We start from the raw sequence: 23,234 nt of genomic DNA, 5'->3' as shown, positions 1-23,234 counted from the left end.
TTAGCGTCCAAGACGTTCTAAAGTCATTTTATACCCTTCGTTCCCATAATTCAAACAACGCTTCACACGGGAAATAGTCGCCGTGCTCGCACCCGTCTCAGCCTCGATCTGGTTGTACGTATTGCCTTTGCCAAGCATGCGCGCAACCTCCAGGCGCTGGGATAGAGACTGGATCTCATTCACAGTGCACAGGTCATCGAAAAAGATGTAGCATTCTTCAATACTTTTAAGCGTTAAAACAGCTTCGAATAGTTGGTCTATACTTTTATCATTAAGTTTCTTCAGTTGCACTGAATCATCATCCTCTACTATTACTATGTATTTTCATTGTACCCGAGCGAGTATGGACTTTTCAAGCATTAACGAATTCACGCACTACAGAGTCACAAGACAACACTGCCAACAGGAGCCCCTGTCGTCGCCCTTCTGGCGCCCGAAAAATCGCATGCTGTCAAATCCAGCCGAATGGCCTATCCATGAAAACGCTTTAATTATACCTCAGCACAGCATTAATGTATAGATTCGTAACGTAATTTTACAATACACCGCAGTGCAGCGTTATCCCGTCAACAAACCGAAAAGAACCCCTGTGCCCCTGGGTCCATATCCTGTATGGAATGCCTTTTCTCGCGATCCCTTCACGACCTGGGTATCCGCCCGTTTCCGCTCCTATCCCTGTCTACCGGGCATTCGTCCATACCTTATGTTTGCCTATGACATACAGTATAATAAAACATCACAAAAAGGAAAGTGATTATTCATGCCTGAGCATTACTACCACCGAAAGGCTCACAAAGATCAACGCTCGCTGAACGGCGGTCCTTTCTCCCCATATCCGTCCTCACCCTATCCGGGTATCCCTTATAGCGACTTCGCTGGCCCTGGCATGGGTCTTGCTCCATTCCAGGGCGCCGGGGCTATGGCAGGAGGTGCAGAAGTACTTGCAGGGGCTGAAGCAGCGTCCGGAGTAGCGACCGGAGTAGCGACCGGAGTAGCGACCGGAGCAGAGCTTGCTACCGCAGCTGCAGCAGCCGCACCGGTAGCTGAAGCAGCCAAAACAGGCTTCTCTCTCGCCAATCTCGGCGGCATTATCGAGCGGATGGGCGGCATTGACGGCCTTGTCAGTAATATCGGCAAGGTGCAGAAGGTTATGACCGGTGTGCAGCAGGTAGCGCCGATATTCAAGCTGTTCTTCAGCAAAGGCAAAACCAACAGTGCCGATGATGATGACCGTCCGCGCCGCAGAAGAAAATCCAAAAGTAAGAAATCCACCTCTCGCAAACGCAAAAACACCGCTTCAAAACCGAACAAATCCTCCGGCAAAAAGCGGGGTTAATCAAGACACATAGATCCATCTCTGTACTTGCAACGGGGGCATCATGCCCCCTTTTTCTAAGACTCACATTTCTCGCCAAAATTGTTCCGGTTGATCGATTAGTCTCCAGGCAAAACCCTACTTAAACCAGCCCCGCTTAATAAACCACAGCACCATTCCGGTGGCTAGCCCGAACATCAATAGCAGCACAGCCGGGTATCCATACTTCCAGCCAAGCTCCGGCATATTGGTGAAGTTCATCCCGTAGATACCCACAATCAGCGTCAGCGGCATGAATACGGTCGTAATGACCGTAAGGGTCTTCATGATTTGGTTCATCCGGTTTGAATTCAGCGATATATAGCTGTCCCGCAGATCCGCCGTCATTTCGCGATCCGCCTCGATCATGTCCGTCAGCTTCAGCAGATGGTCATAGATGTCAGAGAAATACACTTTATGTTCGGAGCTGCTTTGGACATGCTGGGAGTTGACGATCCGGTACAGCAGGTCGCGCATCGGCACCACCGTGCGGCGCAGCTTCAAGAGGCGTCCCCTCAGATCGAATACCTGGTTCATCAGTTCCTCGACCGATTCCAAGCCGCCCCGGTTTTCAAGCTCCGCCAGCTCATCCTCAATCCCGAACACGCTTGGGAAATACTTGTCCACGAGCTTGTCCATGATGTGGTAGGCACAGGATACCGGGCCACGAGACCAAATCTTGCGGTCATGAGCATGCTGGATAATCTCTGTCCAGGCATCATCCACCTCCTGCAATTCCTTGCTGTGGAACGACACGATCAGGTTATGGCCCAGAAACAGATCCACTTCCTGAGCTTGCAGCGTATCCGGGTCAAGTGCATGCAGCACGAAGAACTGCAGCTCATCATAATAGTCCAGCTTCGGACGCTGCAGCACATGCAGGCAGTCCTCCACCGCGAGTGGATGAAAATGGAAATATGTAGTCAGTAGCGCCGATTCATTCGGCGTTGGTGCGTTGAAATCCACCCACACCCAGGCGTAATCCTTGAGCTGGAGCTCCTCCAGCGGAATTCCGGTTACGACCTCATGCGAGTGGGTGATGGCCAGCGTGCGTATCATCGGTATTAGTGGACTCCTTCACCTGTTTGTTCTGTCAAATTCCATGTGTAACAGTACTCTCTATTGTACAGCATCGGCAGATGGAACACGAAATCCTGAGCTTTCGGGCATACAAAAAAGCCAACCTGATCGATTGGCCTCCACTTCTAATCCTAATTGTTTTTGTTTGTCTAAAATAAAATCTTAAAGATAATTCCTGCCAGTACGGCGGCGATCGGAATAGTAATAAACCACGTAATCACGATCCGTCCGGCTAGCGACCATTTCACTTCGGAGAAACGCTTCGAGCTGCCTACACCGAGAATGGCAGAGGTTACTGCATGGGTGGTGCTGACAGGCAGTTTCAGCAGAGTTGCGCCGAAGATGACGGAAGCGGATGTTAAGTCAGCCGCAAACCCGTTGATCGGTTCAATTTTGAAAATTTTCGTACCCATGGTCTTGATGATCTTCCAGCCGCCAACGGATGTGCCGAGCGCCATCGAGGTCGCTGCCGCTATTTTAACCCACAACGGTACTTCGAGACTATCCAGATGCCCTGAGGTTACGAGAGCGAATGTTATAACCCCCATCGCCTTTTGCGCGTCATTCGTACCATGCGTAAAAGACTGTGCCGCAGCCGTAATGACCTGCATCGAGCGAAAGCCCTTGTTCACGGTATGCGGACTCTTTTTCCCAAAAGTCCACTTGAGGATCGTCATGATGATATAACCGACGACAAATGCAATAAGCGGAGACAGTAATAGTGCTTCTACGATTCCTTTGAATCCAGCCCAATTGACATACTCCGGACCTGCTCCGACAAACACCGCTCCGGCCATAGCGCCAATCAGCGCATGCGAGGAGGAAGACGGAATACCGAGCCACCATGTCACGAGATTCCAGATGATCGCAGCCAGCAGCGCAGCTATGGTCACTTGAAGCCCGTTATCAAGCTTTGATGGATCCGCGACGCTGCCGCCAATTGTCTTCGCAACACCGGTAAAGAGAACCGCACCGACAAAGTTCATGATTGCCGCCAGGATAATCGCCGTACGCGGTTTGAGCGCACGCGTCGATACGGAGGTTGCTATGGCATTGGCTGTGTCATGGAACCCGTTGATGAAGTCAAAAGCCAGCGCTAGGAAGATAACAATGCCTAATACGAATAATGATGTTTCCATGTTTTAGTAGACCCCTTACGAGTTGCTCATAATGATCGATTCCAGCATATTGGCCACATCTTCACATGCGTCAGTGGTTGTTTCCAGCCGTTCGTAAATCTCTTTGTGCTTAATCAGCTCGATCGGGTCCTTTACTTTCGCGAAGAGCTCTTTAATGCAGATGCGGAGCAGCTCGTCCCCCTGATTCTCCAGATCGTTCAAACGGATCGTATATTCGCGAATAGCGAGCAGCTTCTTCTGCGATAGCAGGTGAATAGCCTTTTGCATCTCGTATGCCGACTGTCGCAAAATTTCCGCAAACTGTACGATGTATTCGTCAGAGTTCGGGAGATGATACATGTCGAACCTTGAAGCGCATGCCTCTAGTCCGTCCATTACATCATCCAAAGTGGTCGTCAAATCCATAATATCGTCGCGTTCGATCGGCGTTATAAACGTTTTGTTGAGTTCCGTAATAATGGTGTGTGTATATTCGTCACACTGCGACTCAAACTTCTTCATTTCATTGGCAAAAAGAAGCACATCCTGGAGATTGACTACATGCTGTGCGAAATAATCGGCAGCTTGTACAATCGTATCAGCCATATTCTCCAAAGTTTGGAAGAATATGTCCTTTTTCTTCAATTTCATACGATTACCCCTTTACTTAAAATTGCCGTGAACGCGCGAAGACAGAAATCTGACAACCTCAACTATTCTATCAATCCGCGGCGTGTTTTGTAAAGATAAGTGCCTTTCTATTTTAACGGAATGTAAAGGCACCCAGCAGGTTTGTATACATTAGACTACCCATTCTTACACAAAATCATCCAAGCGCTGGATTAAACCTTCCAAGATTTACACATTCCACTGCAGCTGAAAGCCTTATTACGGATGAATTTGGAGATGGCTGTCGAAGGTTGGCGCATTCGGTACGATATTGAAATAGGTGGTACCTGGATAGAGCGGCACCTCCTGACCGTCCTTCACGAAGCGGATGACATCCCCTTTGGCTCGCACCCACCGGCCTTTGATAATTTTGCCCCGCTGCAGCAGAACAGCCTCGCCGCCCTTTTCGACATCGACAGCCAGCCGTCCCACATCATCGAGCGTCTGATGATCCGCACCCAAAATGACAACATTCGCAGCCGTCAGCTGCTGTCCGTTGTTTAGATCGACATGCGGCTTGCCGTTTATGGATCGCTGGTACAATTTACTATCTTCATCATATTGGTAGGACACCTTGTAGCTTTTCAGCAGGAAGGTAATGTCGACTCCTGACGCATTCTCACCCTCTGGAAGGTCATTCTCGGCCCGGAACTTATAGACGGGTATGTTTACTTCCTTTTTGTAACCGCGCTTGTCAGCGCCCTCCCTGAGCTTGTCTGCGTTCGAATAGAGGTTATGCGGTGCCTTGCGCGACTTGTCTCTCCAAAAGTATGCCCCAGCATTGCTAATTTCATCGAGATCTTCCTTATGCTGCTTCTGCAAAATCGCATAGGCGTCATTGCTGCCCCCTGCATGGACAAGCACGCCACCGTAGCTCTCGCCAAGGTTAATGAGATAAGGACGGATACTGCGGATCGGTCCAATCGGTTCATCCGCTCCCTTGCTTTGGAAAATACCGATCAAACGCGTAATGCCGCCTTCCGCCAGCACTTCATATACGATATCCGCTTGAGTGAGTCCAGACTGCGGCCGTGCTGCCGGTGCATTGTTGATCATGACAGACAGCGGACGAGCCGTAGGCGCATGATCCATAGGCAGTCCTGTCAAAGGCGCGGTATAGTTAGCCTGCGGCTCTCCTGATGGTACCGGATCTTCCGGGGCCTGCTCTTCCGGAGGAGCCTGTTCTTCCACAATCGGAGCTGTCGGAGCATCCGCCTTGGGCTGTCCGCAGGCTGCGAGCATAGATCCGCATAATATAACAACAATGAAGCAGCTCCCAGCTTTGTACCACAGTTTTGTCCTTAGATCATTACTTGTCTTCATCTATTGATTTCCCCCTTATATTCTCTACCGATTCCTAAGTTTATCGCTTGTCTATTCTGTCCTTCTTGAGCATTCCGCTCTTCCTATTCTTCCCATTTAAGCATAAAAGGCTGGGTTTGTCTTGGTTTATGGGATGGCTTTCATTTCTTAAAATTCATAAATCAAAAAATAATTTTAAATTTTACTTAAAATTGTGATTTAAATCACATGTTATGTGAAATATTTCACATATAATAAAGACATGAAAGAGATGATCATCCTCCAACAACAAAAAAGAAGCTAACACCAAGAACAACAGCTTCCCAGAAGCTTCTGAAATACCCATTTATCAAATTTTAGGAGTGGATTGTAATGTTCAACAACTGGCTGAGAAATAACAAAGTTGCGATGTGGTTACTGACAGTGGTTCGGATCTACCTTGGATATACGTGGTTCAAAGGCGGTATTGGAAAATTGACACACGGATTCGATGCAGGAGGCTTCCTGCAAGGGGCCATTGCTAAGGCAGGTGGTGATCACCCTGCAGTGCAAGGCTGGTGGGCAAACTTCCTGCAGCATTTCGCACTGCCTAACGTGGATTTGTTCAACGTGATCGTCCCGCTCGGTGAAACGCTGGTCGGACTGGGACTCATCCTGGGTACCTTCACTACCTTCGCTGCCCTGATGGGTATGGTGATGAACTTCGCCTTCCTCTTCTCGGGCACCGTAAGCACTAACCCTCAAATGCTGCTGCTTGAGATCTTCGTGGTCGCTGCAGGTGTTAACGCCGGACGCATCGGATTGGATCATTGGGTAATGCCTTACCTCCGCGGCCTCTTTCACAAAAAAGGAAATACTCCTACTCTACCAGGCGGCATAACCAATACCAAAGGCGCTGCCTAAATAATCTAAACATAAAGAGAACCTTGAGAGAGAAACACAAAGAGCCGGGCTGGCCAGCCCGGCTCATTTTCGTTAAATTTAATGTTTTTCTACTTAGGAGCCGAACATCCAGCAGTTCAAACTGAGATTACCGTATTGGTAATCCTGAAACAGGCGCTCGGCCTTGCGGTCATCATCCGCTGCACCCATCGCATAGAACAATGGAATGAAATGCTCCACTCCGTAAGAAGGCACCGCCTGGCGGGCATAAGGAGCTTTTTTGTCGTAATCGAACAACTCATTGATCTTCCAGCTCTCCAGTTGCCCCGCGACCCATTCATCGAATTCGACGGCCCAATCATCGGTATCATCGGACTGGCCGAGCATGCGCAGATTATGCACGAGCCCGCCGCTGCCGATCACCAGTACATTTTGCTGGCGGAGCTCCTTTAGCATGGCGCCGATCGCATACTGCTCCGCGGGCGAACGTCTGGAATCGACGGACAACTCGACTACCGGAATATTGGCGTCAGGATACATTTTCTGCAAGATGACCCACACCCCGTGGTCAAGCCCCCGTCCTTGAACAGTCTGATACGGCAGATTACCTGCGTCAAAGAGCTGTCCAATCCGCTGGGTAAGCGATGCAGAGCCCGGAGCCGGATACCGCAGTTCATACATGGCTTCGGGAAAACCGTAAAAGTCATGCATCGTACCGTGGGATTCATCCACACTGACGGACTGGTCGGGACTGTCCCAATGCGCCGAGAACACAGCGATGGCCTCCGGCTTCGGAAGCTCCCGTCCCAGATTTTCCAGAAAACGTGTGTATCCGTTATCTTCCAGGGCGAGCATAGGTGAACCGTGCGCTACAAATAAAGATGGTAATGTCATCGATGTCAACCTCCACACGCCAGTATAAGTTGCTACTTATATTTTAACGTTTATGAAGAGATAATTCCAATCTCTGTATCACTGCTGGCTTCATTGATTTCTGGTAGTATATAACTGTTTGCATATTTACGCTTCTAGATCATCCAGTGCTGCCAATCCTGCTGCAGCGTCTTCTGCTCGTTTAACCATTCTTTGGTCCGCTCGATCAGCTGCCCACAGTGTGCTCCCGAGGAATAGGTATGATTCCCCTGGAAAATGATTTCCTTATCACAGCGGCCCTCGGAGCGCATCCAGAAAACCTTTTGATATAAAAAGGCGTAGTCCACCGGAATGGTATCATCCGACGTGCCGTGAACGACAAGGACATCGCCGCTGAACTTGATGGCCTCCTGAAACGGCTGATAGCTTCCGAGCGAATCGAAAAACGCAGGTGTAAATTCGAAGCCAAGATAATCCGATCTTCCAGTCTTTACCGCATAATCATATACATCTCGTCCGGTGATTTTCAATATATCGCTAAGCGGATATCCGACTGCCGACCACAGAATCAGGTTCTTTACCCTACGGTCACGCACGGCTGTCAGTATGGCTACGGCACCGCCAAGGCTATGCCCGATCAGCGTCACCTTGGATGGATCCACATTCCCGCATTCGAGGGCATAATCCAGCACGGTCCGGGTCTGGGCGATCATGGATTCGAGCCCTTCCTTCCCGTAATGACCGCTGCTTTCTCCGCAGCCCGCATAATCAAAGCGCAGCACCATATAACCTTCCTCGGCTAGTATCCTGGCTGTTTTCACGAACAAACGGTCCACGCCGACCCGGCTCCCCACAAATCCGTGGCAAATGACGACCAGCGGTGAACGCTCTTCACAGCGCTCATTTTCCCCTTCGGTCTGCGCCGGATAATGAAGGCTGGCGGTGAGCTCCTCCTGACCATGACGGATAAAGATTTGTCTTTCCATGACTCCAATCCCCCTTTGAATTAAAACTTTATATTATATTTAATAATTCCGATATGTTTAGTCTGTTTTAAGGTTTGAAGTCCATATTATCACCGCCGAATCGTCTGTGTCAATCCAAATCAGCATACCGTTCACACGAATTATTAGGAGACTGCATGGAATAATGAGGCATGGCGGAAAATACCGTCAGAACTATTGAAAGGGACATGCATATGTGGCAACAATGGATATCGCATATACTCGAACACCCTCTGTCCTGGGTTCTCATCGCCGGTGTCGTACTGGCAGTTATCTATGTGGCTGTTCACTATGAGAACCTCTTTTATGAGGAATAAGCCTGTTAAGACCTGTGGACCTTGAATTTGGCAGTTCTAGTTCCTATACTTGTTGTATATGGAGGAAGCGGATATGACAACAAGACAAATGATACAAGAGAACAATCGTCTGCGGGAACAGATGACTCCAGCGAACAGGGATTTTTACGAGGATATCCTCGTGCACGTGCGCGACAGCCGGGCGAACCGGCAGCAGGGTGAGGAACGCCTGCTTGAGCTGGCGAAGGAAGTACTCGCTGCACAGAAGAAAGGAAAATCGGCATCCAAGCTGTTCGGCGGCGACGCGGAGGCCTATGCCCGCTCAGTAGTTGAGTCGCTCCCTTCCGCCAAGCCTGTTGAAGGTACAGCTTATTACATCATGATTGCCTGGACCGCGCTCACCATCCTTTTTCTGATCGAGGCCGTGATCGGCTTCGGGGCGCAATTTGCAGGCTACAGCAGCAATTCGCTGAACCACATTAGTCTGCTAACGCTCATCCTGGTGCCTGTTGGCTCCATTGTGATCATGGAAGTCCTTATGAAGTCACTGGGCAAATCTCAGGAGCATGAGAACAACAAACCGGGAATCAATGTAAAGGCCATCGGCATCTACCTGATTATCATGGTTATTGTGGTGGTGATCGGCTTTTCACTGCGCAACATGCTGCCCGTGTTCACGATACAGCCATGGCTCAGCCTCGTCCTCTGCATCATCGGTTTCCTCGGTCTTCGGTTTATCTTTTTGCGCAAATCCAAATGATATCGTTTTGACAGAACAACTTAGTTCATTTATCTGAAAAACATCTTTGTGCTGACATCATGCTTTTTTGCTCAGTAAAGGATGTTTTTTTGTATGCAAATAACGAATTTTATGAAATTTTCCAATTTTCTTTCAAAAGTTTACAAGTCCGGAACAACACGCGCGTAATATGAGTGTATTAAAACCTTGGAGGTGCTTTAACAATGAAATTTGGCAAATCAGCAATTACAGCCGCTGCCCTTATAGCTGCAATCAGTTTACAAGCAGGTGCCGGAGTGATTCACGCAGAAGAAGCCAATGCCGCCACCAATACCGTTTCCGTATCCACTGCAGCTTCAGCTAAAGCGGCGCATGCGAACGCGATTTACAATCATATGATGAACTTGCTCAAATCCCCTGCCAAGCAGGCCGAAGCGGTCAGCTATATGGAAAAGAACATCTATCAAGTGACGCCTTATCAGGCTACCCTGATGGTACTGAAACTCGAAAACGCCGAAAAAGCGATCCTGGATGCCTGGAACGACAAGTTTTTTAAGGACAGTATCCAGACCAAGCTGCAGAAGCTCATGAAGCCCGGTGACGACCTGACTGCCCTGATTATCAAAACAAACGACAAAAACCTGAAAGCTCTGCTCAAGGGAGCCCGCGACAGCGGCTATCGCCTGGAAACCTCAGAAGGAATGTACTACCTCGTGCTCGATTACCCGAGATTCCAGAAGGTACGCGCCTACGTGTCTGCTGACATCAAGAGCTATATCGATATCATGACGGCAGAAACCAAAGCTCCGTTTGCGAATGACGCTGCCTTATCCATCAGCTGGACGGAAGTAACCAAGCGCTCCTTGTCGCAGGAGGCCTTCGTGAAGTCCTTCCCTCATTCCAACCGCACCGCCCAGGCCAAATCGCTGTACAGCCAGTACCTGAACATTTCCCTGTACGGCCTCAATAACACGCCAATGTTTGACTATGACACCAAAAAAGTCAATGCCAAGGCCAAAGCGGCCCTTGAAGCTGCTGTCAGCAAGGGAGATCCGTCCAATAGCGATTATCTGAAGAAGATAAAAGGCTTCCTCGACGTGCTCAAGAAAAACAATGACGTTCTGACGCCGGAAGTCGATAAGTACAGAAAAGCTGCCAGCGGCATCAAATAATGTTCGTGCAAAAAAGGCCTATGTAAGACCGCCACCCCGGCGGCTTACATAGACCTTTTCATTATTAAATCAAAATATTATATAAATTCGAATCCTTGTTCAGCTCGGTATACTGCAGGCCTTTTCGGTTCATGCGCTCGATTAGCGGCAGATAGTCCTCTTTGCTGTTCAGCTCGATGCCGACAAGGGCCGGGCCGTTTTCTTTGTTATGCTTTTTCGTATATTCGAAGTTGGTGATGTCGTCCCCAGGTCCGAGCACGTCCTGCAGGAATTCGCGCAATGCTCCGGAACGCTGCGGGAAATTGATCATGAAGTAATGTTTGATGCCTTCATACATCAGGGAACGCTCCTTGATCTCCTGCATCCGGTCGATGTCGTTATTGCCGCCGCTGATGATGCAGACGACGTTTTTGCCCTGAATCTGTTCGCTGTACAGATCGAGCGCCGCAACAGGCAGTGCTCCTGCCGGTTCAACCACGATGGCGTTTTCGTTATACAGGTCGAGGATCGTTGTGCAGGCTTTGCCCTCAGGCACCTTTACGATGTCGTCGAGATTGCTGGAACAGATGGAGTACGGCATGTCTCCTACTCTTTTGACAGCTGCGCCGTCTACAAATTTGTCGATATCCTGCAGCGTTACGACTTCTTGGCACAGCAGCGCTTCGCTCATGGATGCCGCTCCCGAAGGCTCGACACCGATCATCTGCGTGGAAGGACTCACCGTTTTGATGTACGTGCTCACGCCTGCTGCCAGACCGCCGCCGCCGATGGTCACGAACACGTAATCCGCCGGTACATCCAGGCTCTCCATAATTTCCATGGCGATGGTACCGTTGCCTGCGATGATTTTCGGGGCATCAAACGGATGAATGAAGGTCATGCCCTGCTCCTCGCAGGCCTTCATCGCTTCCGCGAAAGCATCATCGAATGTGTCGCCGATCAGGACGACCTCTACATTGCTGCCTCCAAAACGCTTGACCTGCTTCACCTTTTGGTTCGGCGTTGTGCTTGGCATATAAATTTTGCCCTGGATGCCCAGTGCATTGCAGGAAAAAGCCACGCCTTGGGCATGGTTGCCGGCGCTCGCACATACGATGCCGCTGGCCAGCTCCTCAGCCGACAAGCTTCGAATCATATTATAGGCGCCGCGAATCTTGAAAGAACGCACCACCTGCAAATCTTCCCTTTTCAAATATACATTGCATTTGTATTTAGCCGACAAGACCGCGTCATGCTGAAGCGGCGTTCGTACGATGACCTCGCGCAGCACATGATGCGCACGCACGATGTCTTCCATGGAAACAAAGTAGTCGATATTCTCGCCAGCCGGTTCGGCAATTGATGTCTGGGTAATCGTCTCTTGCAGATTTTCCTTCATCCTTTTCTCCTCACTCCATCAGCCACTGTAATGTTTGTTACACAGTAACGTACCTTTTTTGAGCCGTTTTTTCAAGGGTGTTTGTCCGCTATTCTAGCAAAAGACCTCTCGTCCTTTGCAGAACAAGAGGTTTATGGGTTCATTTAGAAGCGGTTATCCAGCCAATCGGAGGCTGCAAACAGCTCTCTTTTGCTCAGCTGATGACCTTGGTTATCCCAGTAAAGCGTTATCTCAGCGCCCGCCCCTTCGAGGAGGGACTGCAGCTCTTCCGTTTCGGATACGGAGCAGATCGGATCGTTTTTGCCTGCGCCGATGAAGACGGGAACGCCAGTCAGGACCGGTAGCTGCTTACCGCGCAGCGGTACCATTGGGTGCAGCAGAACTGCTCCCCACAGGGCATGTTCATAATGGAACAGCAGGCTCGCAGCGATGTTAGCACCGTTCGAGAATCCCACGGTAATCATGCGGTCGCGCTGCAGTCCATACTCCCTTGCGGCTTCATCCAGAAAATCATGCAGCTCCTTCGTACGCGCTACAAGATCCTCTTCATCAAATACGCCCTCCGCCAGTCTGCGGAAAAAGCGCGGCATACCGTTTTCCAGCACGTTCCCCCGTACCCCGAGCACCGAGGACTCAGGCGACAGCATTTCTGCTATTGGCAACAGATCGTGCTCATTACCACCTGTTCCGTGCAGCAGTACCAATACCGGCGCGGCCGGATCGGATCCCTTTTTAAAAATATGCTGCATGCTCAAATTGCTCATTTATATTCCCTCCACTTCACGTACTTCAATCTTAGGCAGTCCCTGTTCAATTAGATCCCGCTGTGGTTCGTACCATTCCGGCAGCATCAGATGCGTGCCCAGCTCCTCATCAGCCTCATCGCGCGCAAAGCCCGGAGGATCGGTTGCGATCTCGAAGAGGATTCCACCTGGTTCACGGAAGTATATCGCATTGAAATACTGCCGGTCAATAACCGGCGTCGGCTTAAAACCGACTTGCGCCAGCAGCTCACGCCACTGTTCATGCTCTACATAATCCTTGGCCCGCCATGCGATATGATGAACCGTTCCTGCGCCCGAATTTCCCCACGATGCGTTCTTGGCATTCACATCAATAATATTACCGATATCTCCGAAGCCTTGGAAGCGTACCAGCCCATTTTCTTCGCCCACGCGCTGAAGTCCAAGAACCTTCTCGAGTACCATCATGGTATGCTCTGACGACACGCTGCTCAGCATCGCCCCACCAAAGCCTTTAATGGCATGCTCTACGGGAATTCCGTTAAAGGACCAGCGGCTTGGTGTTCCCTCTTCGCGTTCGACAAGCTCAATTTGCAGTCCCGACGGATCGAAGAAGCGCAGGAAGCTCTCCCCGAAACGCGACGTCGTTTCATGACGGATTCCAAAGGAATCCAGACGCTTGGTCCAGAACTCCATGCTTCCCTTCGGAATGGCATACACGGTGATGCTGACCTGGCCGCCGCCGATCTTGCCTGTTCTTGCGTTCTCCTGCGGGAAGAAGGTGATGATGGTGCCTGGGCTTCCGTTTTCGTTGCCAAAATACAGATGATACACTTCCGGCGCGTCGAAGTTAATGGTTTTCTTCACCAGACGTAGTCCCAGGACACCGGCGTGAAAATCGACATTCTTCTGGGCATCATTAACAAATGCGGTGATATGATGAATACCTGCTGTTTTTAACATATTGATCTTGCCTCCTTAGATTTGATATTTCTTTAAATTAAGATTGTTTATTTTATAATATATCAATTGAAGATAAAAATCAAGCAGCTAACTTCTTGATAGTAAAAATTATTAATTCACACTGTGAATAGGATGCATCATGCCTTGTTATTTTATTTGAAAATAGTTCAGAAGGTTAAGGACGTTCCTCTCCAATAAAAAAGCCCCGCTCCTTCCATCTAAAATGAAAGTGCGGAGCTAAGCATGAATCATCTCAGCCTGTGTATTTGTTATTAAACGAGTGCTTTTGTGGCAATGTCCGTACGATTCTGCTTGCCTTTGAAGGTAATCTGCTCTGCCTGCTCGTAAGCCTTGTCGCGGGCTTCGGCAATACCGGCACCCAATCCGACGACGCCAAGCACGCGTCCGCCGTTCGTGACGAATTGACCCTCGGCATTCAAGGCCGTACCAGCATGGAACACAATCGCATCGCCTTCATTTCCTGCTGACTGCAATCCTTCGATCGGCAGCCCTTTCGGGTAAGAAGCCGGGTAACCTTCGGATGCGAGAACGACGCAGACTGTGGCTTCATCGCTCCACTCGATCTCCACATCCGCCAGTGTTCCGTTCACTGCCGCTAGGAAAACCTCGAGCAGATCGCTTTTCAGCCGTGGAAGCACCACCTGCGTCTCAGGATCGCCGAAACGGGCGTTAAATTCAACCGTTGTCGGCGTTCCATCCGGTTGGATCATCAGGCCGGCGAACAATACGCCGCGGAACGGACGGCCTTCAGCCACCATCGCCTTGGCCGTTGGCTTGATAATGTTCTCGATCGCGTCCTCGATAATGGCTGGATCTATATGAGGCAGCGGCGAATAGGTGCCCATACCTCCCGTATTCGGACCGCGGTCGCCGTCGAATACCTGCTTGTGGTCCTGGGCGGCAGGCATCGGATGTACGATTTCCCCGTCCACGAAGGAAAGGATCGACATTTCCTGTCCCTCCAGGAATTGCTCAATCACGACCTGTGCTCCCGATTCACCAAAAACTTTGGTAACCATGATATCCTGCAGCGCTTGATGCGCTTCTTCCATTGAGTGCGCTACGGTCACGCCTTTTCCTGCCGCAAGCCCGTCCGCTTTGATAACGATCGGGGCCTTTTGTGTATTCAAGTAAGCCAGAGCCGCGTCATAGCTGTCGAATTTTTCATACGCGGCCGTCGGAATGTTGTATTTATGAAGCAGGTCCTTCATGAAGGTTTTGCTGCCTTCGATTTCAGCCGCATTCTTCCGCGGTCCAAATACCGGAATTTCCTTCGCCTCGAACGCATCAACAATACCGTCCGCCAGCGGATCATCCGGACCTACGACCACCAGTCCGACCTGCTTCTCCGCCGCAAATGCCGTGAGCTTGTCGAATTCGTTAACAGCAATCGGTACGCACTCCGCAATCTGCCCAATTCCGGCATTTCCCGGTGCGCAGTAGATGCGGCCTGCCTTCGGGCTTTTTTTCAGCGCCCAGACGATTGCATGCTCGCGGCCTCCGCCGCCAATGACCAAAATATCCATGTCCGCCTCCTGTCCCCGTTAACTTTCAGGCTCCACCTGGGCTGCTTCAAGCCGCAGCAGGCGGAGCCTGGGTTCGATTTTATATGACTATTCTATTAGTGCTTAAAATGTCTAACGCCTGTGAATACCATAGCAATGCCGTACTCATTCGCGACTTTAATGGACTCTTCGTCCTTGATGGATCCGCCTGGCTGAATTACAGCAGTGATGCCTGCTTTGGCCGCAAGCTCCAGTGTGTCACCCATCGGGAAGAATGCATCGGAGGCCAGAACAGCGCCTTTGGCTTTGTCTCCGGCTTGTTCGATGGCGATTTTGGCGGAACCAACACGGTTCATTTGTCCGGCACCGACACCAACGGTCATGTTGTCCGCAGCCAGCACGATCGCATTGGATTTCACATGCTTAACGACTTTCCAGCCGAAGAGAAGCTGCTTCAGTTCCTCCGGTGTCGGCTGACGATCGGTCACAACCTTCAGATCGGCCTCATCCAATGAATGAACGTCGCTTTCTTGCACAATCATGCCGCCATCAATGGAGGTTACGACAAAGCTGCTCTTGCGTTCCTTGGAGGAACCGAATTCGCCCATTTTGAGCAGACGGATGTTTTTCTTTTTCGTCAGGATTTCGAGCGCTTCCTCCGTGAAGTCTGGAGCCAGTACGATTTCCAGGAAAATCTCGCTCAGCAGCTTCGCGGTATCGCTGTCGATAATACGATTTGCAGCCACGATGCCGCCAAAGATGGAGGTCGGATCTGCGCTGTAGGCTTTTTCATAAGCTTCAAAAATGCTTTCGCCCGCGCCCACGCCGCAAGGGTTCATGTGCTTCACGGCTACAACGGCCGGCTCGTCAAACTCTTTCACGATTTGCAGCGCTGCATTGGCATCATTAATGTTGTTGTACGACAATTCCTTGCCGTGAAGCTGCTCGGCAGTCGTCAATGTACCTTCAGGAGCAAGCGGTTTGCGGTAAAATGCCGCTTTTTGATGCGGATTCTCTCCGTAACGGAGGTCCTGGATTTTTTCATAGGTCACGGTGTAGCGCTCAGAAAGCGGCTCGCCGGTTACGTTCGACAAATAATCAGAGATCAGGGCGTCGTATGCGCCAGTATGGCGAAAGACTTTGGCTGCAAGCTGTTTGCGTGTATCGAGGGTGGTATCCCCTTGTTCGCGAATCTGTTCAATCACGGTGCCATAATCGCTCGAATCCACAACTACGGTCACAAATGCATGATTTTTGGCAGCCGAGCGGAGCATGGTTGGACCGCCGATGTCGATATTTTCGATGGCATCCTCATAGGTTACATCCGGCTTGGCGATGGTTTCCTGGAACGGATACAGATTAACAACAACCAGATCGATATAGTCCAGTCCCAATTCTTTCATCTGCTGCTGATGTTCTTCACTGTCGCGAACAGCCAAAAGGCCGCTGTGTACCGCAGGATGAAGTGTTTTGACACGTCCGTCCAGAATTTCAGGAAATCCCGTTACGTCGGAAATGCCGATCACCGGCACGCCTTCCTTCGCCAGCAGGCTCTTGGTTCCGCCTGTCGAAATAATTTCCACGCCAAGTGCAGACAGCTCACGGCAAAAATCTACGATGCCCTTCTTATCTGAAACGCTTACGAGTGCTCTTTTAATACCCACAGTATGTCTCCTCCTTTTAGTTGAGGATGGAACAATTCGCTTTCTTTAGCGGCTTCTTTCAGCCAAACCTGCTCATCGTGTTTTCCGTCAGTACGACTTCATTCGATTCAGTCTTCGCTTACTGCCTTGCTGAATTGCACCATCCTCATTTAAAAAACGCTAACTTTCGATGGACCGCTGATTATTTCCCGAGAAATATCGAATCTACCCAAAAAGCTGTATTTAAAACATTCAAGGATGACAAAATTTCGCGGAGGATGTGCCGAACTTGTCGTCTTAAACCTGTCCGCTTGTTCGTGAGACCGTCACCTGTCTGCCGTCAAGCTTCACAAAGCCTTGGGCGAACCAGGACACAACCTCCGGATACAGTTCTCTTTCAACACCGTGAACTGCCTGGGAAAAGGATTCAGACGTCTCACCGGAGACGATATTAATCGCCCTTTGTGCGATAATAGGTCCTGTGTCCATGCCTTCATCTACAAAATGAACCGTCACTCCGCTCACCCTCACGCCATAATCCAGTGCTTGTCCGATCGCATCCTTGCCCGGAAAAGCAGGCAGCAGCGACGGATGAATGTTGATGAGACGACCTCTGTACCGCTCGACAAGAACAGGCGTCAATAGACGCATGTAACCTGCAAGCACGACCAAATTCACTTGAAGCTCCTCAAGGCGCATCACGATTTCTCGTTCGTAAGCCTCACGGGAAACGTAATCCTTAGGGTTGAATACAAAGGCAGGAATGCCAAGCTGTTCGGCACGCCGCACAACGGATGCGGAAGGCTTGTCACAGACAAGCAGCGCAAGTTCCGCACCACCAAGCGCACCTGTATTCGCCGCTTCCGCCAAGGCCTGAAAGTTGCTGCCTTCACCCGAGGCAAACACAGCAATACGATAAGCGCACATTAGACGTCAGCTCCCGTAAAGGTCACAACGGATTCGCCCGCGGTCACCTTTCCGATGATATATGCCTCTTCTCCCTGCTCCTTCAGAAGGCTTACTGCCTTCTCCGCATGCTCCGAAGCTACGACAAGCACCAATCCGATGCCCATGTTAAAGGTTGTAAACATATCCCGATTGGTAATGTTGCCTTTACGCTGCATCAGCTCAAATATCGGCAGAATCGGCCAGGAGCCGTATTCAATGTCGACATTTACGTCATTCGGCAGCATACGCGGAATATTTTCGATAAAGCCGCCGCCCGTAATGTGAGCCATGCCTTTGACCTCCAATACTTCCAGGAGCGCAAGCAGCGGTTTGACATAGATTCTGGTAGGCGCAAGAAGTGTATCTCCCAAGGTGCCTCCAAGCTCCGGAATCGAATCCTGCAAGCTGAATCCCTGCTGTTCCAGCAGAAGCTTACGGACGAGGGAGAAGCCGTTGCTGTGTACGCCGCTTGAAGCCAGACCGATCACGGTATCGCCGGCTGCAATGGTTTGGCCGTTAATGATTTTTTTCTTGTCAACAATGCCAACGGTAAATCCGGCAATATCATACTCGCCTTCCGAGTACATACCAGGCATTTCAGCCGTTTCGCCACCGATCAGCGCGCAGCCTGATTGATGGCAGCCTTCGGCAATTCCCGCCACGATGGCTTCGATCTTCTCAGGCACGACCTTGTCGCAGGCCAGATAATCCAGGAAGAAGAGCGGCTCCGCACCCTGAACGACAATATCATTCACGCACATGGCCACCGCATCGATACCAATGGTATCATGACGATCCATGGCAAAAGCGATTTTCAGCTTCGTACCGACGCCGTCCGTTCCCGACACGAGAACCGGCTCCTCATATTTATCCTTGTTCAACCCGAACAGCGCGCCAAAGCCGCCGAGATCGGTCATGACTTCAGGACGAAACGTCCGCTTCACGTGCTTCTTCATGCGTTCTACCGCTTCATTCCCTGCCGCGATATCGACACCGGCATTTTTGTAGGCCTCAGACACTCCCACGACACTTCCCTTCAGCTAAGTTTTATCCATAAATCGAATTGGAACGGATCCCCATAACCCACCAATCCGCAACCTAATAAATATTTTATATATTTAACTATGAGTATAAATGGATCCTTAAAAGAACACTTAAATGGAGTTTTTAACAGCTGCAGCCGAACTTCTCTTCTCCGTCAAAGTCCAAACGCGTTGGGTAATCGTTATCGAAGCAAGCCATGCATAGACCGCCCTTATGATCCTCCGCGTTGTGACCTGCAATGGCTGTGATTAAGCCTTCAGGACTTAGAAAAGCCAGCGAATCCGCATTAATCTCACGACAAATTTCTTCGATGGATCGTGACGAAGCAATCAGCTCGCGCCGATCCGGCGTGTCGATGCCATAGAAGCAAGGATTTTTGAACGGCGGCGATGTAATCCGTACATGCACTTCCGTTGCTCCCGCTTCGCGGAGCAGGTTGACGATCCGGCGGGAGGTCGTGCCCCGCACGATGGAGTCGTCAATCATGACCACACGTTGTCCTTCCACCACGCGGCGAACCGCGCTCAGCTTCATCTTCACGCCTTGCTCGCGCAGCTCCTGGCTAGGCTGGATAAAGGTACGACCGGTGTATTTGTTCTTAATCAGCCCCAGCTCGTACGGAATGCCGGTCTGTTCAGCATAACCGATCGCCGCCGAGATACTGGAATCCGGAACACCAGTCACAATATCCGCATCCACAAACGATTCCAGAGCCATACGGCTGCCCATACGCTTGCGTGCCGCATGCTGATTCGAGCCGTTCATGTCGCTGTCCGGACGGGCAAAATAAATATACTCCATCGCGCAAAGCGCTTTGCGATGCTTTTTCTCATCAAACCGGCCTTCATGCAGTCCTTCACGATCCAGCACTAGTAGCTCGCCCGGCTCGATGTCGCGCACAAATTCCGCGCCGATCGTTTCAAAAGCGCAGGTCTCGGAAGCAAAGATATAAGCATCTCCAAGCTTCGCCATACTGAGTGGACGAAGACCATGTGGATCGGAGGCCACCAGCAGCTTCTCATTGGTCATAATTAGGAACGCATAGCCGCCGACAATCCGGTTAAACGCATCTTTGGCTGCTTCAACCAGATCTTTGGATGAACGGGCAATCAGATGGGCAATGACCTCGGTATCGCTTGTCGTTTGAAAAATCGACCCGCTCTCCTCCAGCTCGCGCCGGATCTTCGGTGCATTTACGATATTACCGTTGGTGGCAACCGCGAGATCGCCTGCACGGTACTTGAATATAAGCGGCTGGGCATTCGTCAGCTTGCTATCGCCGCTGGTAGAATAACGCACATGTCCAATGGAAATGGAGCCGCTAAGAGACGACAGCATATCCTTGTCGAATACTTCCTTCACCAAACCCATGCCGCGGTGGTAACGGAATTCCTCGCCGTCGCTGACGCAAATCCCTGCACTCTCTTCCCCACGGTGCTGCAAGGCGTGAAGCCCATAATAAGATAGAGATGAGGCATCCGGATGTCCGAAAACGCCGAAGACACCGCACTCTTCCTTCAGTTTGTCAAAGAGGCCTTCCTTACCGGCCCCTTCATTGTAATAGTCTCCGGTCCACAGCGTTTGCGGTGCTATTTCATGAGACATGGAATCGCATCCTCCCACACCTGACGCAGTCCTTCAACCGTTTCATTCAAAGCCGGCGCGTCGTTGATCTCTACCACCAGACTTTCTCCGCCCACAGAACCGATCAGCGTTACTGGAACGCCCTGTTCCGATAGATACGCCTGCAGCTTGTCCGCTTGCTTCTTCGATGTAGACAGCAGGATGCGCGATTGCGATTCGCTGAAGAGCGCCAGATCATTGCGGAGCTCAGAGCTAAGCGTTACATGGGCGCCGATCAAACCGCTGATGCAGGACTCGGCCAGTGCGACCGCGAGGCCGCCTTCGGACAGGTCATGCGCGGAATTAACCAGACCGCCTTGGATCGCGCCGAGTACACCTGCAAGCAGTTTTTTCTCAGTATCCAGATCAAGCTGCGGCGGGCGGCCTTCCGTTACACCATGAACCGCATATTGGAACTCACTGCCGCCGAGTTCGGCGCGGGTAGTACCGAGCAGGAAGATCACGTCGCCTTCCTGTTTGAAGCCTTGTGTCGTGATGTGATCCGTATCATGCAGCAGGCCGACCATACCAACAACCGGAGTCGGATAAATCGCTCCGCTTGCGTTTTCATTGTACAGGCTGACATTGCCGCCGATGACCGGCGTATCCAGCACGCGGCAGGCTTCTGCCATGCCGTCTACCGCCTGTTCCATTTGCCAGAAAATATCTGGCTTCTCCGGACTGCCGAAGTTCAGGTTGTCCGTGATCGCCAGCGGCTCTGCACCGGTACAGACGATATTGCGCGCCGCTTCGCTGACAGCAATTTTGCCGCCAACCTCCGGATCGAGATATACATAACGTCCGTTGCAGTCCGTGGTCATCGCGAGGCCTTTGCGTGTACCGTGAATGGTAATCACCGCCGCGTCCGAGCCGGGGCGTACCGCCGTACTGGTGCGAACCATATGATCATATTGATTGTATACCCATGCTTTGCTGGCTACGGTAGGAGATGCAAGCACTTTTTTCAGAGCGCCGCCCAGATCCGTTACTTCCTCATAGCGCTGGGTATCCACGTTTTCGTTCTCCACGTAATAAGCCGGAACGCTGGAAGGCTTTTCGTACACAGGGCATTCGTCCACCAGCGCCTGCACCGGCATGTCGCCAACCAGTTCACCGTGATGTAACAGCTTCAGGCGGCCATCGTCTGTTACCTTGCCGACTTTGGCGCAGATCACGCCCCAGCGTTCGAAGATTTCCATCGCCTGAGCTTCATCCTTCGGTTCAACGACGAACAGCATGCGTTCCTGCGATTCGGACAGCATCATCTCATAAGGCGTCATGCCTTCTTCACGCTGCGGTACTTGGTCCAGATACAGCTCGAGGCCATTGCCCGCCTTGCTCGCCATTTCGGCACTGGAGCAGGTCAGACCCGCTGCGCCCATATCCTGAATACCCAGAACGATACCGGAATCGATAAGCTCCAGACAGGATTCCATCACGAGTTTTTCCATGAATGGATCGCCGACCTGAACGGCGGTTTTCTTCGCTTCCGACTCTTCACTCAGCTCAACCGAAGCAAAGGTTGCACCGTGAATTCCGTCCCGTCCGGTAGGAGGTCCGACATAGAACACAGGATTGCCGACGCCTTTGGCGACGCCACGCTGGATTTTATCATGATCAATGAGACCTACGCACATCGCATTGACGAGCGGATTGCCATCGTAGCTGTTGTCGAACATCACTTCGCCTGCCACGGTCGGAATGCCGATGCAGTTGCCGTAGCCCGCGATGCCCGATACGACATGCTCAAACAGATATTTCACGCGGTCGCTCTCCAACTTGCCGAAACGAAGCGAGTTGAGCAGGGCCACAGGTCTTGCGCCCATGGAAAAAATGTCGCGGATAATGCCGCCGACTCCGGTCGCTGCGCCTTGGTAAGGCTCTACCGCTGAAGGGTGGTTATGGCTCTCGATTTTGAAAACGACGGCCTGGTTGTCGCCGATATCGACGATGCCCGCGCCTTCGCCAGGACCCATCAGGACACGCGGTCCGCTGGTCGGGAAGCGGTGCAGCAGCGGCTTCGAGTTTTTGTATGCGCAGTGCTCGGACCACATAACGCTGAATACGCCGATCTCTGTATAATTAGGCTGACGTCCCATAAACGAGCAAATCAGTTCATATTCACTGTCCGATACGCCAAACTGCTGATAAATCTTCTGCTCCGCAATCTGCTGTGCGGTCGGTTCCTTAGCGGACACTTGCTGTGCCATGGGTATCCCTCCAAGCCTTCAGGATTGATGTAAACATGCGTTTTCCGTCTGCAGAGCCGAGCAAATCACTTACCGCCCGCTCCGGATGCGGCATCATGCCAATGACATTTCCCTGCTCATTCGAGATGCCTGCAATATCGGCCAGGGAGCCGTTCGGGTTGTCTTTATACATAAATACGATCTGGTTATTCTCCTGAAGCTGCTTCAGCGTTTCTTGATCGCAATAGTAATTGCCTTCGCCATGTGCAATCGGGATGACGATCTCTTCGTTCAGATCAAAATCATTGGTAAACGGTGTTTGGTTATTAACGACCTTAAGCACCGTATCATGGCAACGGAACTTCATGGACGTGTTGCGCAGGAGCGCTCCAGGCAGGAGCCCCGCTTCCGTCAAAATCTGAAAACCGTTGCAGATGCCAAGAATATATTTGCCTTCTTCTGCAGCTTTGGCCACTTCATTCATGACCGGCGCAAAACGGGAAATCGCCCCGCAGCGCAAATAGTCGCCATATGAAAATCCGCCTGGAACCAGAATGCAGTCATATGCGGAAAGATCGGTAGCGGTATGCCACACGTAATCGACAGGCTCTCCAACTGCTTCTTCTACTGCTTTATAGCAGTCAATATCACAGTTGGAGCCGGGAAAGACGAGAACTGCAAATTTCAT

21 protein-coding genes are annotated in these 23,234 nt (G+C 51.0%); 4 read left to right on the top strand and 17 right to left on the bottom strand.

The features are described from left to right. Entirely contained in the window at positions 1 to 291 is a 291-nt protein-coding gene (locus tag MUG84_RS20510) for a YerC/YecD family TrpR-related protein (RefSeq protein WP_244728345.1), read from the bottom strand. 469 nt (positions 292 to 760) lie between these two features. Here MUG84_RS20510 and MUG84_RS20505 point away from each other — a divergent pair, with 469 nt between their 5' ends. Beyond that, entirely contained in the window at positions 761 to 1,336 is a 576-nt protein-coding gene (locus MUG84_RS20505) for a hypothetical protein (protein WP_244728343.1), read from the top strand. 117 nt (positions 1,337 to 1,453) lie between these two features. On the opposite strand, the gene corA is transcribed toward MUG84_RS20505, so the two are convergent. The 4 genes from corA to MUG84_RS20485 all read right to left on the bottom strand — a co-directional run bounded on the left by corA (position 1,454) and on the right by MUG84_RS20485 (position 5,544). Continuing rightward, on the bottom strand, positions 1,454 to 2,413 hold the full coding sequence (gene corA, locus MUG84_RS20500) for a magnesium/cobalt transporter CorA (protein WP_244728341.1): 960 nt from the start codon (positions 2,411 to 2,413) through the stop codon (positions 1,454 to 1,456). 170 nt (positions 2,414 to 2,583) lie between these two features. Beyond that, on the bottom strand, positions 2,584 to 3,573 hold the full coding sequence (locus tag MUG84_RS20495; protein WP_244728339.1) for an inorganic phosphate transporter: 990 nt from the start codon (positions 3,571 to 3,573) through the stop codon (positions 2,584 to 2,586). Positions 3,574 to 3,588: 15 nt separating this feature from the next. Next, the gene (locus MUG84_RS20490; RefSeq protein WP_244728337.1) at positions 3,589 to 4,203 is read right to left on the bottom strand and encodes a DUF47 domain-containing protein; all 615 of its coding nucleotides are present in this window, start codon (positions 4,201 to 4,203) and stop codon (positions 3,589 to 3,591) included. Positions 4,204 to 4,440: 237 nt separating this feature from the next. After that, on the bottom strand, positions 4,441 to 5,544 hold the full coding sequence (locus tag MUG84_RS20485) for a DUF3048 domain-containing protein (protein WP_244728335.1): 1,104 nt from the start codon (positions 5,542 to 5,544) through the stop codon (positions 4,441 to 4,443). Between the two features lie 351 nt (positions 5,545 to 5,895). Here MUG84_RS20485 and MUG84_RS20480 point away from each other — a divergent pair, with 351 nt between their 5' ends. Continuing rightward, positions 5,896 to 6,426 (top strand): DoxX family protein, encoded by a 531-nt coding sequence (locus MUG84_RS20480; protein ID WP_244728332.1) that lies wholly within the window; start codon positions 5,896 to 5,898, stop codon positions 6,424 to 6,426. Between the two features lie 93 nt (positions 6,427 to 6,519). On the opposite strand, the gene MUG84_RS20475 is transcribed toward MUG84_RS20480, so the two are convergent. After that, positions 6,520 to 7,299, bottom strand: a complete 780-nt coding sequence (locus MUG84_RS20475; protein WP_244728330.1) for a DODA-type extradiol aromatic ring-opening family dioxygenase — start codon at positions 7,297 to 7,299, stop codon at positions 6,520 to 6,522. Between the two features lie 134 nt (positions 7,300 to 7,433). Beyond that, on the bottom strand, positions 7,434 to 8,264 hold the full coding sequence (locus MUG84_RS20470) for an alpha/beta hydrolase family protein (RefSeq protein WP_244728327.1): 831 nt from the start codon (positions 8,262 to 8,264) through the stop codon (positions 7,434 to 7,436). A gap of 408 nt (positions 8,265 to 8,672) precedes the next feature. Here MUG84_RS20470 and MUG84_RS20465 point away from each other — a divergent pair, with 408 nt between their 5' ends. Beyond that, entirely contained in the window at positions 8,673 to 9,338 is a 666-nt protein-coding gene (locus tag MUG84_RS20465; RefSeq protein ID WP_244728325.1) for a DUF1129 family protein, read from the top strand. Positions 9,339 to 9,541: 203 nt separating this feature from the next. Further along, a complete protein-coding gene (locus MUG84_RS20460; RefSeq protein WP_244728323.1) occupies positions 9,542 to 10,489 on the top strand; it encodes a hypothetical protein in 948 nt (315 codons plus the stop codon). Between the two features lie 64 nt (positions 10,490 to 10,553). Here the strand turns inward: MUG84_RS20460 and ilvA are convergent, their stop codons facing one another. The 10 genes from ilvA to purQ all read right to left on the bottom strand — a co-directional run bounded on the left by ilvA (position 10,554) and on the right by purQ (position 23,234). Further along, a complete protein-coding gene (gene ilvA / locus MUG84_RS20455; RefSeq protein ID WP_244728596.1) occupies positions 10,554 to 11,786 on the bottom strand; it encodes a threonine ammonia-lyase IlvA in 1,233 nt (410 codons plus the stop codon). Positions 11,787 to 12,010: 224 nt separating this feature from the next. Continuing rightward, positions 12,011 to 12,616: an alpha/beta hydrolase gene (locus MUG84_RS20450; RefSeq protein WP_244728594.1), complete on the bottom strand. Its 606-nt coding sequence runs from the start codon at positions 12,614 to 12,616 to the stop codon at positions 12,011 to 12,013. 15 nt (positions 12,617 to 12,631) lie between these two features. Further along, on the bottom strand, positions 12,632 to 13,573 hold the full coding sequence (locus MUG84_RS20445; protein WP_244728321.1) for a ring-cleaving dioxygenase: 942 nt from the start codon (positions 13,571 to 13,573) through the stop codon (positions 12,632 to 12,634). A 272-nt stretch (positions 13,574 to 13,845) separates the two neighbouring features. Beyond that, positions 13,846 to 15,120, bottom strand: a complete 1,275-nt coding sequence (gene purD / locus MUG84_RS20440) for a phosphoribosylamine--glycine ligase (protein ID WP_244728318.1) — start codon at positions 15,118 to 15,120, stop codon at positions 13,846 to 13,848. Positions 15,121 to 15,215: 95 nt separating this feature from the next. Continuing rightward, on the bottom strand, positions 15,216 to 16,763 hold the full coding sequence (gene purH / locus MUG84_RS20435; protein WP_244728315.1) for a bifunctional phosphoribosylaminoimidazolecarboxamide formyltransferase/IMP cyclohydrolase: 1,548 nt from the start codon (positions 16,761 to 16,763) through the stop codon (positions 15,216 to 15,218). A 276-nt stretch (positions 16,764 to 17,039) separates the two neighbouring features. After that, positions 17,040 to 17,669 carry a phosphoribosylglycinamide formyltransferase gene (gene purN, locus MUG84_RS20430; protein ID WP_244728313.1) on the bottom strand — a complete coding sequence of 210 codons (630 nt, stop codon included), beginning with the start codon at positions 17,667 to 17,669 and terminating at the stop codon, positions 17,040 to 17,042. Further along, a complete protein-coding gene (purM, locus tag MUG84_RS20425; RefSeq protein ID WP_244728592.1) occupies positions 17,669 to 18,709 on the bottom strand; it encodes a phosphoribosylformylglycinamidine cyclo-ligase in 1,041 nt (346 codons plus the stop codon). Before purM ends, purN begins: the two co-directional genes overlap by 1 nt. Positions 18,710 to 18,857: 148 nt before the next feature. After that, positions 18,858 to 20,339, bottom strand: a complete 1,482-nt coding sequence (purF, locus tag MUG84_RS20420) for an amidophosphoribosyltransferase (protein WP_244728311.1) — start codon at positions 20,337 to 20,339, stop codon at positions 18,858 to 18,860. Continuing rightward, entirely contained in the window at positions 20,324 to 22,567 is a 2,244-nt protein-coding gene (gene purL / locus MUG84_RS20415; RefSeq protein ID WP_244728308.1) for a phosphoribosylformylglycinamidine synthase subunit PurL, read from the bottom strand. Before purL ends, purF begins: the two co-directional genes overlap by 16 nt. After that, complete coding sequence (gene purQ / locus MUG84_RS20410; protein WP_244728306.1) at positions 22,545 to 23,234, bottom strand: phosphoribosylformylglycinamidine synthase subunit PurQ; 690 nt, start codon at positions 23,232 to 23,234, stop codon at positions 22,545 to 22,547. The genes purL and purQ overlap by 23 nt, the downstream gene beginning before the upstream one ends.

The organism is Paenibacillus mangrovi, from assembly GCF_022898935.1.
Classification (GTDB): domain Bacteria; phylum Bacillota; class Bacilli; order Paenibacillales; family Paenibacillaceae; genus Paenibacillus_AQ; species Paenibacillus_AQ mangrovi.
The sequence above is the reverse complement of the archived record's forward strand: the minus strand, read 5'-3'. Positions and strand labels throughout refer to the sequence as shown.